The sequence below is a fragment of the Curtobacterium sp. PhB170 genome, from assembly GCF_003752345.1.
GTDB lineage: Bacteria > Actinomycetota > Actinomycetes > Actinomycetales > Microbacteriaceae > Curtobacterium.
The window spans coordinates 213057-229189 of sequence record NZ_RJUM01000012.1 but is presented as its reverse complement, the minus strand read 5'-3'; the positions used below and the strand labels follow the sequence as shown (position 1 = coordinate 229189).

The 16133-nt window shown below is 71.3% G+C and carries 16 protein-coding genes and 2 tRNA genes; 13 read left to right on the top strand and 5 right to left on the bottom strand.

The window, feature by feature from the left end; translation table 11 throughout:
* The first annotated feature begins 83 nt into the window (after positions 1-83).
* From EDF40_RS14495 to EDF40_RS14465, 7 genes are all read left to right on the top strand, one after another.
* On the top strand, positions 84-1160 hold the full coding sequence (locus EDF40_RS14495; RefSeq protein ID WP_123340547.1) for an ABC transporter permease: 1077 nt from the start codon (positions 84-86) through the stop codon (positions 1158-1160).
* 2 nt (positions 1161-1162) lie between these two features.
* Positions 1163-2167: an ABC transporter permease gene (locus EDF40_RS14490; RefSeq protein ID WP_123340417.1), complete on the top strand. Its 1005-nt coding sequence runs from the start codon at positions 1163-1165 to the stop codon at positions 2165-2167.
* Positions 2164-3840 carry an ABC transporter ATP-binding protein gene (locus EDF40_RS14485; RefSeq protein WP_123340418.1) on the top strand — a complete coding sequence of 559 codons (1677 nt, stop codon included), beginning with the start codon at positions 2164-2166 and terminating at the stop codon, positions 3838-3840. Before EDF40_RS14490 ends, EDF40_RS14485 begins: the two co-directional genes overlap by 4 nt.
* A gap of 175 nt (positions 3841-4015) precedes the next feature.
* Positions 4016-4945: an ATP-binding cassette domain-containing protein gene (locus tag EDF40_RS14480; RefSeq protein ID WP_123292572.1), complete on the top strand. Its 930-nt coding sequence runs from the start codon at positions 4016-4018 to the stop codon at positions 4943-4945.
* Positions 4942-5943 (top strand): D-isomer specific 2-hydroxyacid dehydrogenase family protein, encoded by a 1002-nt coding sequence (locus EDF40_RS14475; RefSeq protein WP_185003100.1) that lies wholly within the window; start codon positions 4942-4944, stop codon positions 5941-5943. The genes EDF40_RS14480 and EDF40_RS14475 overlap by 4 nt, the downstream gene beginning before the upstream one ends.
* A 126-nt stretch (positions 5944-6069) precedes the next feature.
* Positions 6070-6142: transfer RNA gene (locus EDF40_RS14470), tRNA-Asn, on the top strand.
* 90 nt (positions 6143-6232) lie between these two features.
* The gene (locus EDF40_RS14465; RefSeq protein ID WP_148053869.1) at positions 6233-6721 is read left to right on the top strand and encodes a hypothetical protein; all 489 of its coding nucleotides are present in this window, start codon (positions 6233-6235) and stop codon (positions 6719-6721) included.
* 54 nt (positions 6722-6775) lie between these two features.
* On the opposite strand, the gene def is transcribed toward EDF40_RS14465, so the two are convergent.
* Positions 6776-7351: a peptide deformylase gene (gene def, locus EDF40_RS14460; RefSeq protein ID WP_123340420.1), complete on the bottom strand. Its 576-nt coding sequence runs from the start codon at positions 7349-7351 to the stop codon at positions 6776-6778.
* A gap of 39 nt (positions 7352-7390) precedes the next feature.
* On the opposite strand from def, the gene EDF40_RS14455 reads away from it, so the two are divergent.
* The 6 genes from EDF40_RS14455 to EDF40_RS14430 all read left to right on the top strand — a co-directional run bounded on the left by EDF40_RS14455 (position 7391) and on the right by EDF40_RS14430 (position 12371).
* A complete protein-coding gene (locus EDF40_RS14455; protein WP_181437562.1) occupies positions 7391-8302 on the top strand; it encodes a DMT family transporter in 912 nt (303 codons plus the stop codon).
* Between the two features lie 142 nt (positions 8303-8444).
* Positions 8445-9656, top strand: a complete 1212-nt coding sequence (locus tag EDF40_RS14450) for a glycosyltransferase (RefSeq protein ID WP_123340421.1) — start codon at positions 8445-8447, stop codon at positions 9654-9656.
* 10 nt (positions 9657-9666) lie between these two features.
* A tRNA-Ile gene (locus tag EDF40_RS14445) sits at positions 9667-9741 on the top strand.
* A 7-nt stretch (positions 9742-9748) separates the two neighbouring features.
* Positions 9749-10873, top strand: a complete 1125-nt coding sequence (locus EDF40_RS14440; RefSeq protein WP_185003098.1) for an AI-2E family transporter — start codon at positions 9749-9751, stop codon at positions 10871-10873.
* Entirely contained in the window at positions 10870-11700 is an 831-nt protein-coding gene (locus tag EDF40_RS14435) for a DUF1684 domain-containing protein (RefSeq protein WP_123340422.1), read from the top strand. Before EDF40_RS14440 ends, EDF40_RS14435 begins: the two co-directional genes overlap by 4 nt.
* Before the next feature lie 170 nt (positions 11701-11870).
* Positions 11871-12371 carry a DUF3145 domain-containing protein gene (locus EDF40_RS14430; RefSeq protein ID WP_235035923.1) on the top strand — a complete coding sequence of 167 codons (501 nt, stop codon included), beginning with the start codon at positions 11871-11873 and terminating at the stop codon, positions 12369-12371.
* 87 nt (positions 12372-12458) lie between these two features.
* Here the strand turns inward: EDF40_RS14430 and EDF40_RS14425 are convergent, their stop codons facing one another.
* From EDF40_RS14425 to EDF40_RS14410, 4 genes are all read right to left on the bottom strand, one after another.
* Positions 12459-13703 (bottom strand): beta-ketoacyl synthase, encoded by a 1245-nt coding sequence (locus EDF40_RS14425; protein WP_123292578.1) that lies wholly within the window; start codon positions 13701-13703, stop codon positions 12459-12461.
* A gap of 83 nt (positions 13704-13786) precedes the next feature.
* Positions 13787-14035, bottom strand: a complete 249-nt coding sequence (locus EDF40_RS14420; protein ID WP_017886710.1) for an acyl carrier protein — start codon at positions 14033-14035, stop codon at positions 13787-13789.
* 142 nt (positions 14036-14177) lie between these two features.
* Entirely contained in the window at positions 14178-15182 is a 1005-nt protein-coding gene (locus EDF40_RS14415) for a beta-ketoacyl-ACP synthase III (RefSeq protein WP_123340423.1), read from the bottom strand.
* Entirely contained in the window at positions 15179-16120 is a 942-nt protein-coding gene (locus tag EDF40_RS14410; protein ID WP_123340424.1) for an ACP S-malonyltransferase, read from the bottom strand. Before EDF40_RS14410 ends, EDF40_RS14415 begins: the two co-directional genes overlap by 4 nt.
* Between the last annotated feature and the right edge of the window lie 13 nt (positions 16121-16133).

The following is a 16133-nucleotide window of genomic DNA, read 5'->3' as shown; positions in this document are numbered from 1 at the left end:
ACGAGGAACGCCCGCGTGCCTGCGCACCGGCATGAAAGGCACCCCTCCCCGTGACCCTGAGCACCCCCGAGGCGACCCAGGACGTGAACGGCACCGATCCGACCAAGCCACAGGCACAACGTCGTGCCAAGAGCAGTGGCGGCGGACTCGGCCGGTACGTCCTCGTCAGGTTCCTCCTCATCATCCCGACCGTCTTCATCCTGGTGACGCTCGTGTTCTTCCTGATGCGCGTCATCGGGAACCCGATCACCGCGTCGGTCGGCGGCCGACTCACCCCGACGCAGCTGCAGGAACGCCTGCACGCCGCCGGGTACGACCGTCCCGTGCTCGTGCAGTACTTCGAGTACCTCGGCGGCATCCTGCGCGGTGACTTCGGCAACGCGTCGACCGACAACCGGCCGATCACCGAGATCATCCTGCAGTACGGCGGCGCGACCGCCGAGCTCGTCTTCTACGCCCTCATCGTCGCGCTCGTGCTCGGCATCCCACTCGGCATGCTGGCCGCGTACACGCGCGACAAGTGGCCAGACGTGCTGCTCCGCGCCCTCGCGATCCTGACGTACGCGACCCCGGTGTTCTTCGGCGGCCTGCTGCTCAAGCTCGTCTTCTCGGTGTGGCTCGGCTGGCTGCCCCTCGGCGACCGTGCATCGACCAGGGTGGAACTCATCCTGGACGGCATCCCCGGCGCGAGCGGCATCTACATCGTCGACGCGCTCCGGACCGGCAACGCGGCGGTCATCGGCGACGTGCTGCAGCACGCGGTCCTGCCCGCGTTGACCCTCGGACTGCTGACCGCCGGCATCTTCCTGCGCCTGGTGCGCGCGAACATGATCGGGTCGCTCGGTTCCGAGTACGTCGACGCGGCCCGCTCCCGCGGTGTCCGCGAGTCGCGGCTCGTCCGGACGCACGCGTTCCGCCCCGCCCTCGTGCCGATCATCACCGTGATGGGCCTGCAGATCGCGATGCTGCTGGGCGGTTCGGTCCTGACCGAGACCACCTTCGGCTGGCGCGGCCTGGGCTTCGAGCTCAACCAGTACCTGTCGGCCCGTGACTTCGTCGCGGTCCAGGGCATCGTCGCGATGCTGGCGGTGATCGTCGCGGTGACCAACTTCATCGTCGACGTCGTCGCTGCCCTGATCGATCCGAGAGTGAGGTTCTGACGATGGCCGACACCACCCTCGTCGACCGCCACGAGCCGCTCTGGAAGCGGCTGCCTGTGGTGGTCCAGCTCCGCAAGAGCACCGGCTGGCAGCGCGCCATGCTCATCGTCGGCGTGGTCATCTGCGCCCTGTACCTGCTCGTCGCGGTCTTCGCGCCGCTGCTGGCCCCGTACGGCTTCGGCCAGCTGCAGGGCGCGGACGGCGAGAGCTTCCCACGCACCGGCGCACCGAGCGCCGAGCACATCTGGGGCACCACCGTCGGCGGGTTCGACGTCTTCAGCCGGGTGATCTACGGCGCCCGGACGGCGGTCCTCGTCGTGATCGTCGCCGTCGTCGTGTCGATCATCGTCGGCGTGCTGCTCGGCCTGGTCTCCGGTTACCTGGGCGGCTGGCTCGACCGGGTCCTCGTCGTGGTCGCCGACGCGATCTACGCGTTCCCCTCGCTGCTGCTCGCGATCGTCGTGTCGATCGTGATCTCCGGCGGCAACTCGAGCTACTCGGGCGGCATCATCGCGGCGGCGATCTCGATCACCGTCGTCTACGTGCCGCAGTACTTCCGGGTGGTCCGTGCCGAGGCCGTGCGCCTGAAGAACGACGCGTTCGTCGAGTCGGCGCGCGTGATGGGCACGAACCCGTGGCGCATCATGATCCGCCACGTGCTGCGGAACTCGACCAGGTCCCTGCCGCTCATCCTGACGCTCAACGCCAGCGACGCGATCCTGACCCTGGCCGGCCTCGGCTTCCTCGGGTTCGGCATCGGGCCGACGTCCGGTGCCGAGTGGGGCTACGACCTCAGCCGTGCGCTGTCCGACGTCGCGAGCGGTGTCTGGTGGACCGGTGTCTACCCGGGTGTCGCGATCGTGGTGCTCGTGCTCGGTGTGACGTTCATCGGCGAGAGCCTCAACGACATCTCCGACCCCCGTCTGCGTGCGCGCCGACGGCTGAAGCAGCTGGTGTCCACGCGCGACGCGCGCAACACGGCCACCGCGGAAGGATCGGGCGCATGACGACCGACACCGAGAACGCACCCGTGGTCGTCGTCGACGACCTCACCGTCACCTTCGCCACCGACGGCGGCGCCGTCGACGCGGTGAAGGGTGTCAGCCTCGACGTCCGCCCCGGCGAGGTCCTCGCCCTGGTCGGCGAGTCCGGCTCCGGCAAGTCCGTCACGGCTCGGGCGATGCTCCGACTCATGCCCGAGACGGCGACGCTCGGCGGCGCGGTGCTGCTCGACGGCACCGACGTCGTCACCGTCGGCGCGCAGAAGCTGCGCAGCCTGCGGGGGACCGCCGGTGCGATGGTGTTCCAGGAGCCGTCGACCGCCCTCAACCCGGTCTTCACGGTCGGGTGGCAGATCGCCGAGGGGCTCCGCGCCCACGGTGGCATGTCCAAGAAGGAGGCGCGGGCGAAGGCCATCGACTACCTCGGCCGCGTCGGCATCCCCGACCCCGAGACCCGCGTCGACCACTACCCGCACCAGTTCTCCGGCGGCCAGAAGCAGCGTGTCGTCATCGCGAGTGCCCTGGCCCTCGAGCCGTCGGTGATCATCGCCGACGAGCCGACCACGGCGCTCGACGTCACGGTGCAGGCCGAGATCCTCGACCTGCTCCGCCGCTGCCGCGACGAGTTCGGCACGGCGATCGTGATCATCACCCACAACATGGGCGTGGTGGCCGACCTGGCCGACCGCGTCGCCGTGATGTACCAGGGCGAGATCGTCGAAGAGGCGTCGGCGACGGACCTGTTCGCGCGTCCGCAGGCCGACTACACGAAGCGGCTGCTCGCCGCGGTGCCCCGGCTCGAGGCGTCGACGGGCACCGCTCGCCGCGCCGCGATCACCGAGGACGTCCCCCCGCTGGTCGAGGCGAAGGGGCTCGAGATCGAGTACCCCGGCCGTCTCGGCTCGCCCGCGTTCCGTGCTGTGAAGGGCGTCGACCTGGCGATCCGTCCCGGCGAGGTCCTCGGCCTGGTGGGGGAGTCCGGCTCCGGCAAGACCACGATCGGTCGCGCCATGGCCGGTCTCACGAAGGTCACCGGCGGCTCGCTGAAGGTCCTCGGCGCCGAGATGCTGGGCTACCGGGAGCGCGACTTCAAGCACCTGCGCAAGGACATCGGGTTCGTGTTCCAGGACCCGGCGACGTCGTTCAACCCGCTGCTCACGATCGCCGAGTGCGTCGCCGAGCCGCTGGTCGTCCACAAGGAGGTCTCGAGCCCGCGTGCGGCCCGCAAGCAGGTCGACGAACTCCTCGAGGCGGTCCAGCTGCCGAAGGCGTACGGGGACCGCTACCCGCACGAGCTCTCCGGCGGGCAGCGCCAGCGCGCCTCGCTCGCCCGGTCGCTCGCGCTCCGGCCGAAGCTGCTCATCGCCGACGAGCCGACGAGCGCGCTCGACGTGTCGGTGCAGGCGCGCGTGCTCGAGCTCTTCCTCGAGCTCCAGCAGGACCTGGGCTTCGCGTCGCTGTTCATCAGCCACGACCTGGCGGTCGTGGGCGCGCTCTCCGACCGGATCGCCGTGCTCTACCGCGGCGACCTGGTCGAGGTGGGCACGACCGCGCAGGTCCTCGGAGCGCCGCAACACCCGTACACGCAGCGCCTGCTGGCGTCGCTCCCGGTGCCGGACCCTGCGGAGCAGGCCGAGCGACGGCGTACGCTGGAGCAACTGGAGAACGTCGGGTCCTGACCCGATACGACCCGCGTCTGGTCCTGACCCGGCGCGACCCGTCCAGGAGGCCCGTCCAGCGTCGTCGACGCACGCCGGGCCTCCTGGACGGTCGTCTCCACAGCTGTACGCACGACGGTCCTGCCAGCGCGGTCCGTCGCGAACCGCCGCCAGGGGGCGGCGTGGAAGGGGACCCATGATCGCGGTCAACGGACCGGCGGTCGTCGCGGACGACGTGTCGATCGAGTACCGGGGCGGACGGGGGTCCGAGTCGATCCGAGCGGTCGACGGGGTCAGCCTGACGGTGCGGCAGGGCGAGATCCTCGCGCTGCTCGGTGAATCGGGGTCGGGCAAGTCGACCTTCGCCGCCGCGATCGCGGGGCAGCTCGGGTCGCACGGCGAGGGTGACGGTGCGCTGCGCCGGCACATCGTCGGGGGCGAACTGACCGTCCTCGGCCAGAAGACCCGCGGCCTGCGCGGTTCGTCCCGCAAGCTCGAGCGGCTGAGCGGCCGCATCGGCTACCTGCCGCAGGACGGCGCCGACCGGCTCAGTCCGGACCTCACCGTCGGAGAGGCCATCGCCGAGCCGATCTACCAGCGCGACCGCCGCTTCGACCGCAAGGAGGCGGGCCTCATCGTCGCGCGCCTGGTCGACGCCGTGCACCTGCCGCTCGGCGTGATGCGGTTGAACACCTGGGAGCTCTCCAGCGGACAGCGGCAGCGTGTCGCCCTGGCACGGGCCCTCGTGCTCGAACCCCAGCTCCTGGTCGCCGACGAACCCGCCCGCGGTGTCGACGTGCTCGTGCGCCAGTCGGTGCTCGAGGCCCTGGCGACCCTGCAGCGCAACCGGCAGTTCTCCGCCGTCGTGGTGTCCAGCGACCTGCGCGAAGCCGGCGCCCTGGCCGACCGCGTCGCCGTCATGGCCGATGCCCGGCTGGTCGGTCTCGGCACCTTCGACGAGGTCCTCGACAACCCCGTCGATCCCTACGTCAAGACCCTGGCCGCGACCGCGGCCCGCGGCGTGAAGCGTCGCCCGGCGCCCACCGCCCCGCGCCGCTCGACGGCGCCACGCCGACCGGTCGCCGCCGGCACCGGCCCCCGCACGGACCGACAGGAGAACCCGTGAGCACCGCCACCCGAGGCCACCGCGCCGTCGTCCCCACCTCCGGCACCCCGCTGCCGATCGACGCACCGCAGTCCGGCCCCGTCGCCGTGCTGCCGGAGCCGACCGACCTGCACGTCACCGCGGTGACGGAGGCCGGCGGGACCGTCGCGCCGCTCGACGCGGACACCCGCGGGCTGGTCTGGCTGGACCCCCGCGACCCGTCCGGTCTCGCAGACGCGCTCGACGCCGCACCGGGGATCGGCTGGGTGCAGCTGCCGTTCGCCGGGGTCGACGCCTTCGCGCACCTCATCCAGGAGCACGGGGACCGCGTGCTCTTCACCTCGGCGAAGGGCGCGTACGCGGAGCCCGTCGCCGAGCACGCCCTGGCGCTGACGCTCGGGACGCTTCGGGTCCTGCAGAAGCGCGCCCGTGCACACTCGTGGGCCACCGAGCCCGAGGGGGTGTCGCTCTACGGCCGGAACGTCGTCGTGATCGGCGCCGGCGGGATCGCGCTCGAGTACATCCGCCTGCTCGCCCCGTTCGACGTCGACGTCACCGTGGTGCGCCGCTCGGCCGATCCGGTGGACGGTGCATCGCGCACCGTCACCACCGACCAGCTCGACGAGGTCCTGCCCGACGCCGACGTCGTGATGATCGCGGCGGCCATGACCTCGGGCACCGCGAAGCTCTTCGGCGCGCGGCAGTTCGCGCTCGTGAAGCCGTCCGCCAGGCTCGTCAACATCGCCCGCGGGGGACTCGTCGACACCGACGCCCTGGTCGAGGCCCTGCGCACCGGTGCGATCGCCGCCGCAGGGCTCGACGTCACCGACCCCGAGCCGTTGCCGGACGGCCATCCGCTCTGGTCCGAGCCCGGCGCGGTCATCACGCCGCACCAGGCGGACACCCCGGAGATGGTCGCGCCGCTGCTCGCCGAGCGGGTGCGGCTCAACACCACGGCGTTCCTCGACGGCAGCGGCGAGGGCTTCGTCGGCGTCGTCGACCCGGTCGCCGGGTACTGAGGAGCAGCGCTGCGCCGGGGCCCACAGCGCGGCGCGCCCGGGCGGCGTGTCCGATGCGGTGAGGGGCCCTGCGGTGCTGCTATGCTGTTACCCGTTGTTCGCACGACATTCGCCAGCGGACAGTGATCCTCGATAGCTCAATTGGCAGAGCAGCCGGCTGTTAACCGGCAGGTTGTTGGTTCGAGTCCAACTCGGGGAGCAACAGACCCCCACCCGCCCGGGTGGGGGTCTTCTGCGTTTCGTTGCCGCGCGGTGCTAGCTGCCCGGTGCTTGCTGTTAGCGTTCACAGGTGCACCGATCCCGTCCGCCCCGCGCCACCCTGCTCGGCGTGCTGCTCGCGGCGGTCATCGCGCCCGTGCTGGTCGGCTGCAGCGGTGCCGGACCGGACACCGAGTCGTCAGAGGAACCCACGAGCTCGGAGACCGGGCTCGGGTCGGGTACCTCGCCGGTCGTGTTCGCCTTCGTGTGCGACGACGGCGACCGCGAGACCTACACGACGTACTCGGCGGTGTGGGAGGACGAGCGGACCTCGTGCACCGCGAAGCGGCTCACGGGCTCGGTGCCGTCGACGCAGCAGCAGGCCGCCGTCGACGCGACCCGGGGCGACGCCACCCTCGTCGAGCTCGCGAGCACCTGCGCCGTGACCGGCACGGACCCGTGGACGTCGGCCGTGGCCGACGACGGCGAAGCACACGTCGCCGCCGGCCTCCTGCAGTACTGCCCGGGGCACCCGGAGACCGGCCACCTGCGCGACGCGCTGACGACGTACCGGAGCTGAGCCGGGCCTCCCGGCCGTCAGCTGACCACGGCAGGCGACACGCGGACCGGCCCGTCAGCCCTCGGGGTGGTCGCGACCCGGCAGCCACGACTGGCCGGGGCCGCCCCAGCTGTTCTTGCGGATGGCCTTGGCGACCTGCTTGCCGTAGGGGTGCACCAGGCGGTCGGCGTAGAGCCAGCCGTCCAGGTGGTCGTACTCGTGCTGGAAGATGCGCGCGAGCCAGCCGTCGGCCCGGACCTCGAACGGGTCGCCGTGCTCGTCGAACGCCCGGAGCAGTGCGCTGCCGGAGCGTCGGAGCGGGAAGCGCTCGCCCGGCACGGACAGGCAGCCCTCGGACTCGTCGTCCTCGTCGAGCTCGTCAACCGACTCGGGGACCGACGGGCTGATCCAGAGGACCGGGTTCACGGCCGCGGCGCGGTGCAGCACTTCATCGTCGTCGGTGTACGAGTACACGAACAGGCGCTTGCCGACGCCGACCTGGGGTCCGGCCAGACCGACGCCGGGGGCGAGGTCCATGGTCTCGAACATGTCGGCGACGAGGGAACGGAGGTCGTCATCGAACTCGGTGACCTCGGCTGCACGCTCGTGCAGGACGGGTTCGCCGGTGATGCGGATCGGGAGAACGGCCATTCACCCAGGTTATCCGGCGGTGGACGGTAGCCTCGACGGGTGACGACGGACCTCCAGCTGCCCGACGCGGTGAACCTGACGCCGTTCCAGGCCCTCATGATCCCCGTCGCACTCATCGGTGCGGTGTTCCTGTCGCTGGGAGCGCAGTTCCAGAGCCGGGGCGTGCAGCGGGTCGAGGCGCGGCTCGGGCGGCAGTCGAAGGGCCTGAGCGTCCGGCACGTCGTGGGGCTGGTGTCGAGCGGCTACTGGGTGCTCGGCACGCTGATGCTCGGCATCGCCGTCGTGCTGCAGCTGATCAGCATCACGTACGCGCCGCTCATCGTCGTGCAGCCGCTCGGGGCGGTCGCGCTCGTGATCACCACGTGGTTCTCCTCCCGGTCGTCGGGCGTGCCGCTGGGCCGTCGGGCGAAGCGTGCGGTGTGGACGTGCATCATCGGTGTCGCGATCTTCGTCGGCATCGCGGCGTTCGTCGGGCACGAGAGCGCGATCACCCGGCAGCAGCTGGTGACCGTCCTGATCATCCTGGCCGTGGTGCTCGTGCTCGTGCTGGTGTCGTTCCGGCTCGTGGCCAAGCACAAGAGCGCGCTCTACTACATCGTCGGCGCGGGCATCCTCTACGGGTTCGTCGCGACGCTCGCCAAGGTCGTGCTGAACCGGTTCGTGAACGGCACGTTCGACTGGTTGACGGTCCTGGCCATCATCGGGGTGGTCGTCGCGGCGTCGCTCGGCGGGTACTTCGTGCAGAACGCGTACTCGGCCGGTTCGGCCGACCTGGTCATCGCGGGGCTGACCGTGATCGACCCCATCGTCGCCGTCGGGATCGGCGTGGTCGTCCTCGACGAGGCGTCCGGGGCGCCGTGGGGTGCGGTCGCCGGGTTCGTGGTCGCGGCCGGCATCGCCATCACCGGGGTGTTCCTGCTCGCCAAGCACCACCCGCAGACCCGCGCCTGACCGCGGGGGTCGCGGGGGTCGCGGGGGCCGCGTCACCCCGTGGTACCACGGGGTCCTCCGCGCGGCTGACGCGGCCGCGGAACCCGGTGCGGTACCGTCGGCAGTCCGACCAGCAATCGCCCACGAGAGGACGACGCCAGCCGTGTCAGGAGACGTCACCACCGCCACCGCCGAACCGACGGGTGCGACGGGCGGACACCGACCCTTGCGCATCCTGATCGCCGCGGACACCTTCCCGCCGGACGTCAACGGCGCCGCCACCTTCGCCGAACAGCTCGCCGTCGGCCTGGCCGAGCGCGGGCACGAGGTCCACGTCGTCGCCCCGGCCTCGAGCCGCCACCACGGCACCTTCGACGAGGAGCACCAGGGCGTGACCCTCGTCGTGCACCGCCTGAAGTCGTACAAGTGGCCGCTGCACGCCTGGCTCCGGTTCGTGTGGCCGTGGAGCGTCAAGAAGTGGACCGGCCCGATCCTCGACGCCGTGAAGCCCGACGTCCTGCACATCCAGTCGCACGTCGTCATCGGTCGCGGGATCGTCCCCGAGGCGAACGCGCGCGGCATCCGGGTCATCGCGACGAACCACTTCATGCCCGAGAACCTGCTCGAGTACACGCCGTTCGGCAAGTGGACGCTGCCCATCGCGCTGAAGATCGCGTGGAGTGACGCCGCGAAGACCTACCGGCTCGCCGACACCATCACGACGCCGACGAACCTGGCCGCCGACTACCTGCGGAAGGCCATCGCCGGGCAGCGGGTGCTCGCGATCTCGTGCGGGATCGACGCGTCGCGGTACGTCGCGCGCGAGGGCCGTCCCGTGGGCAACGACGTCGTGTTCGTCGGCCGTGTGGCGCCGGAGAAGAACCTCGACGTGCTGGTCCGGGCCGTGGCGCTGCTGCCCGGTTCGCTCGCGGCGACCCTGACGATCGTCGGCGACGGCGAGATGATCCCGAAGCTGACCGCCCTGGCGAAGGAGCTCGGGCTCGAGGACCGCGTCCGGTTCCTCGGGTTCGTCTCGGACGAGGCCAAGCGCACCGCCCTGACCAACGGCACGGTGTTCGCGATGCCCTCCACCGCCGAGCTGCAGAGCATCTCCTCGCTCGAGGCCATGGCGTCCGGGCTGCCGGTCGTCGCCGCCGACTCGATGGCGCTGCCCCACCTGATCGACGGCAACGGGTACCTGTTCACCCCCGGCGACGAGCACGACCTCGCCGCCAAGCTCGAGGCGGTGCTCACCGCGTCGGACGCGGAGTACACGGCCATGCGGGAGCGCAGTTCGGCCATGATCGAGGCACACGACATCAACCGCACGCTCACGACGTTCGAGGCGCTGTATCGTGGGGAACCGGTGGCCTGACGGCCGTCGAGGGGCGGTAGCCAAGCTGGTCAAGGCAGTCGGCTCATAACCGAACGATTCGCGGGTTCAAGTCCCGCCCGCCCTACGTGCAGATGAAACGCAAGCGCGAGGACGACCACGACGGTGCCGGTCCGACGCCGAACGTCACGTTCCAGGTGAACCGCGGTGGCACCGGCGTGCGCGTCAACGCCTTCCGCATCGGGTTCATGGGTGCCATCGGTGTGCTCGTCGCGCTGCTCGCCGGCACCATCATCGGCGAGCTCAGCACCGTCCTCGTCTACATCGGGGTCGCGCTCTTCCTCGCGCTCGGCATCGACCCGCTCGTCTCGTCCTTCGAGCGACTCATCCCGCGGTGGGCGGCGATCACCGTCGTCGTCGTGGGGGTCCTGGGAGCGTTCGCGGGGGTCGTCTTCGCGGTCGTCCCGATCCTGGTCGAGCAGGCGACGAACCTGATCCAGAACTTCCCCGAGGTCGTCGACGACATCTCGAAGCAGCAGTGGGTGCAGGACCTGTCGAAGCAGTTCGCCGGGTCGTTCGACATCGACCACGCGCTCGAGTCGGTGCAGTCCTTCGTCGAGAACCCGGGCAACCTGCTCAGCGTCGGCGGCGGCATCCTGGCGGTCGGCAGCGGCATCCTGTCGGGGCTCACCGGCGTGCTCATCGTCCTCATCCTGATGCTCTACTTCCTCGCGTCGATGCGGGGGATGAAGCGCGCGGCGTACCGGTTCGTGCCGGCGTCCCGCCGCGAGAACTTCATCGACGTCAGTGAGCAGATCACCCAGGCGGTCGGTCGGTACGTCGTCGGCCAGGTGTCGCAGGCGCTCATCAACGGCATCCTGAGCCTGGTGTTCCTGCTCATCATCGGTGCGCCGCTGCCCGTGCTGCTCGCCTCGTTCGCGTTCCTCGGCTCGCTCATCCCGCTCGTCGGCACCCTCGGCGCAGCGGTCGTCATCTCGTTGCTCTGCCTGTTCGCGTCGCCCGCGACCGCCCTCGCCGCGGCGATCTACTACCTCGTCTACATGCAGGTCGAGGCGTACCTCATCTCGCCGCGCATCATGTCGCGTGCCGTGCAGGTGCCCGGGGCCCTCGTGGTCATCGCCGCGGTGGCCGGCGGCACGATCGGCGGCGTGCTCGGCGCCCTGGTCGCCCTGCCCGTCGCCGCGTCGATCATCATCATCGTGCAGAAGGTCATCTACCCGCGGCAGGAGCTGGCGTGACGGACGCCGCCGCCGGCTTCGCCGACCACGTCGCGGAACGCGATCGCTGGGCACGCGGTCCCCGTGGCCCGCTGGCGCTCGTGAACGCCCAGCACGTCGACCACCAGCAGCCGGTGTGGCCGGTCCCCGGCACCTGGGCACCCGCGGTCGGCGGCCTCACGGTGACGGCCGCCGCCACCGACGGTGTCGTCGTGGACGGCGTCCCGGTCGACGGCACCGTGCTCGTCGCCGGTGACACCGCCGTGGTGCCGTCCGCCGTCGCGTTCCCCGACGGCTTCGCGGGCACGGTGTCCGGCTCGACGCTGCGCGTCTGGGACCCCGCGGCGGAGCCGATCCACCGCTTCGCGCGCATCGCCCGGTTCGACCGGTCCGACGACTGGGTGGGGTCCGGCACGTACGTCCCGCTGGACGCCGGTGCGGGCGACGACCGGGAGGCCCGTGGCAGCGTCCTCGACGCCGCCGACGACGCCCTGCCGGTCGCCGGGCACATCGAGACGGCCGTCGGGAGCACGACCATGCGGTTCGTCGCGGTCCGGTCCGCCGCGTTCCGGGGTGCTCCGCGGCTGCAGCTCATCGTGCAGGACGCCACGAGCGCCCTCGCCGAGGACGACCCCGGCAGCACGTACTCGATGGGCCGCTTCCTGTACCTCGACGACCCCGGCACCGCGGGCACGGTCGAGCTCGACTGGAACCTGCTCGTGCTGCCGCCCTGCGCGTTCTCGTACCAGTTCGCCTGCCCGATCCCGCCGGCCGAGAACCGCGTGCCCGTGCCGATCACGGCGGGGGAGCGGCACCCCGTCGACCCCGCGGGCACCGTCCTGCACTGAACCGGATCGCGCTCGGCGGGGTCCTTGCCGTTCCCAGCCGGAACGCTGCATAATGGGCGTGTCCTGTCGGGACATCACAATCGCATACCGAATGGTTCCGTGGCTCGCAGCCGCTCGGATCCTCCGCACCAGGTCGATGGGGAAGTCGCACCTGACGTATCGGAGGAACCGTGAACGGAACGACGACAGGAGTGCTCTACGTGCACTCCTCACCCCGCGCGCTCTGCCCGCACGTCGAATGGGCAGCAGGTCGCGCCATGAACCGCGCCGTGAACTTCTCCTGGCTCGACCAGCCCGCACAGGACGGTGCCCGCCGGACCGAGTTCACCTGGACCGGTGCGGTCGGTGCCGGTGCCGCGATCGCCTCCGCGCTGCGCGGCTGGGAGCACCTGCGCTACGAGGTGACCGAGGAACCGACGACCGAGTCCGACGGCGGCCGTTGGATGCACACGCCTGACCTCGGCGTGTTCTACGCGCAGACCGACGTGACCGGGAACATGGTCATCCCCGAGGACCGCGTCCGCTACGCGATGGAGGTCGCGGGCAGCAACGCGCTCGAACTCCACCGCGAGCTCCGGCTCGCGCTCGGACAGGCCTGGGACGACGAGCTCGAGCCCTTCCGCCACGCGGCCGAGGGCAACCCCGTCGTCTGGCTGCACCGCGTCGGCTGAGCCGTCGTCGGGCACTGGGCGGTGCCACGGAACGACGGAAGCCCGCCCCGACGACGCGGGACGGGCCTCCTGGCAGGGTGCGACGGATCAGACGCTGCGGAACGCGACCACGGCGTTGTGGCCGCCGAAGCCGAACGAGTTGCTGACCGCGAGCAGGTCACCGTCGGGCAGCGCACGTGGCTCGCGCGCGACGTCCATGACGATCTCCGGGTCCTGGTCGTTGAGGTTGATCGTCGGCGGCGCGACACGGTTGTGCAGCGCGAGGACGGTGAACGCAGCCTCGATCGCACCGGCACCACCGAGCAGGTGACCCGTCGACGCCTTGGTCGCCGACACGACGATGTCGTCGAGGTGGTCACCGAAGACGCGGCGCATGGCGTGGTACTCGGCGACGTCGCCCACCGGGGTCGAGGTGGCGTGCGCGTTGACGTGCACGACGTCCTCGCGGCTGGCACCGGCGTGGTCGAGGGCCTGCAGGACCGCGCGGGCGGCAGCGCTGCCCTCGGGGTCCGGTGCCGTGATGTGGAACGCGTCCGAGGTGATGCCGGCGCCGGCGACCTCGGCGTAGATGGTCGCACCGCGGGCCTCGGCGTGCTCCTTCGACTCGAGGATGAGCGCCGCGGCGCCGTCACCGAGGACGAAGCCGTCACGGGTGACGTCGTACGGACGCGAGGCGGTCTCGGGGGAGTCGTTGCGGCGTGACAGGGCCTGCATCGCCGCGAACGCCGCCAGCGGCAGCGGGTGCAGGGCGGCCTCGGCGCCACCGGTGATGACGATGTCGGCGTCTCCGTCGGCGACGTGGCGGTACGCCTCGGCCAGGGACTCGGTCGACGAGGCGCAGGCCGACAGGTAGGTGCGGGCGCCGCCACGGGCGCCGAACTCCATCTCGATGGCGGCGGCCGGACCGTTCGCCATGAGCATCGGGACCGTCATCGGCAGGACCCGACGTGGGCCCTTCTCGCGCAGGGTGTCCCAGGCGTCGAGCAGGGTGTTCACGCCGCCGATGCCGGTCGCCCAGTCGACGATGAGGCGCTCGGGGACCACGGACTCGGCGTCGATGCCGGCGTCGGCCCACGCCTCACGCGCCGCGACGAGGGACAGCTGCGACGAGGGGTCCAGGCGCTTCGACTCGGGGCGGGTGAGCTGGTCGGTGAGGAACCGACGTGCCTGGCCGGCGAACTCCACGGGGAGTTCGAGCTCGGCGTAGCGCGGGTCCTCGATGCGGGTGATGCCGGACTTGCCGGCGAGCAGCGCGTCCCACGTTTCCGGGGCAGTCGCGGCGAGGGGTGAGATCGCACCGATCCCGGTGACGACGACGGTCTTCTTGGTCATGGAACGACGGTTCTTTCGTTGGGGAACAAGATGAGCGCCGCGGCCGACGGTGACCGCTGGCCGCGGCGCTCAGGAAGCTCGTGTCAGGCCTGGGCCTTGACGATGTAGTCGACCGCGTTGCCCACGGTCTTGAGGTTCTTGACCTCTTCGTCCGGGATCTTCACGTCGAACTTCTCCTCGGCGTTGACCACGATGGTCATCATCGAGATGGAGTCGATGTCGAGGTCGTCCGTGAAGGACTTGTCGGCGGCGACGGTGTCGGTGGCGATACCGGTCTCGTCGTTGATCAGCTCGGCCAGGCCGGCGAGGACTTCTTCGTTGGACAGGGCCATGAGTTTCTCCTTGAGGGGGGTGTCGTTTGACCGTGGACCAGCCTAGGGCACGCAGCGTGCTCGCGCCCGGAGACTCGTCGGGGTGGTCGCTGGTCGCGCGGGATGCGCGGCCGGGTGGGTTCGGGTTCGCCGGGTGGGCGAGTCAGGGGAGCACGACGACCTGGGCGCCGAAGACGAGCCCGGCACCGAAGCCGATCTGCAGGGCGAGCCCGCCGGACAGCTCGGGGTGTTCCTCGAGCAGGCGGTGGGTGGCGAGCGGGATGCTCGCGGCGGAGGTGTTGCCGGTGGTGGTGATGTCACGGGCGATCGTGACCGACTCGGGCAGGCCGAGCTGCTTGGCGAACTCGTCGATGATGCGGATGTTCGCCTGGTGCGGCACGAACGCCGCCAGGTCATCCGGTCGGACACCGGCGGTCTCGAGGGCTTCGCGGGCGACCTTCACCATCTCCCACACGGCCCAGCGGAAGACCGTCTGACCCGCCTGGCGCATGGTCGGGCGGGGCGCGCCGGCCTCCCACTCGTTGTAGGTCGCCGTCATGCCGATGGCGTCCCACTTCGAGCCGTCCGAGCCCCAGATGGTCGGGGCGATGCCGGGGAAGTCGCTCGGGCCGACGACGGCTGCGCCGGCACCGTCACCGAGCAGGAACGAGATCGAGCGGTCGGTCGGGTCGACGACGTCGCTGAGCTTCTCGGCACCGACGACCAGGACGTGGTCGGCGAGGCCGGACTTGATGAACGAGTCGGCCTGGGCGATGCCGTAGGCGTACCCGGCGCACGCGGCGCTGATGTCGTACGCGGCGGCGGGCGTCGCGCCGATCCGCTCGGCGAGCAGCGACGCCATCGACGGGGTCGCGACGGTGTGCGTCACGGTGCTGACCAGCACGACACCGATCTGGTCGGGGGACAGGCCGGCCTTCTCGATCGCCTCGCGCGCGGCGGCCTCGGCGAGGTCGACGGCCTCGACGTCCTTGCCGGCACGCTTGCGCGTGATGATCCCGGTGCGCTGGCGGATCCACTCGTCTGACGAGTCGATCGGGCCGACCAGGTCGTCGTTCGGCACGACGTTCTCGCCGCGGGCGGCGCCGAAGGCCAGGATGCGGGTGAACTCGTGGCCGCGGCGCTGGGAGAGTGCGGGACGTTCGGTCATGCGGTGGCGTCTGCTTCCTGGTCTGCGCGCTGCAGCAGGTCGATCGCTGCGGGCAGGTCCTCGGGGGTCTTGATGGCGACGGACGGCGTGCCGCGCAGGCCGCGCTTGGCGAGCCCGACCAGGGCGCCGGCCGGCGCGAGCTCGATGATGCCGGTGACCCCGGCGGCGGCGAACGACTCCATCACGGCGTCCCAGTGCACGGGGCTCGCGATCTGCTGGACCATCAGGTCGACGAACCGGCGACCGTCGTCGACCCGTGAACCGTCGGCGTTGGTCCAGATCGGCAGGCTCGGGTCGTGCACCGTGGCGGCGGCGGCGACCGGGGCCACGCGCTCGACCGCGGGGGCCATGAAGTGGGTGTGGAACGCACCGGCGACCGCGAGCGGGACCACGCGGGCCTTGGCGGGCGGGTCGGCGACGAGCGCGGCGATGGCGGCAGCCGTGCCGGCGACGACGGTCTGGCCGCCGCCGTTGTGGTTCGCGGGGACGAGCCCGTGGGACTGCAGTGCTGCGGCGACCGCGTCGGCGTCGCCACCGAGCACGGCGGCCATCGAGGTCGCTTCGAGGGCAGCAGCGTCCGCCATGGCCCGGCCGCGCTCGGCGACGAGCGACACGGCGTCGGTCGGCTCGAGGACCCCGGCGACCGCGGCGGCGGTGAACTCGCCGACCGAGTGCCCGGCGACCCCGCCGACCAGCGCACGGCGGCCGTCGGCCAGCAGCGCGTCGGCGGTGACGAGACCGGCGGCGACGATGAGGGGCTGCGCGAGTGCGGTGTCCTTGATGGTGTCGGCGTCCGACGTGGTGCCGTGTGCGGCGAGGTCCACCCCGATCGACTCGGACCACTGCCCGACACGTTCACGAACGGCGGCGTCCTCGAGCCAGGGGGCGAGGAAGCCGGGGGTCTGGGAGCCCTGTCCGGGCGCGACGACGACGATCACCGGACAATCCTGT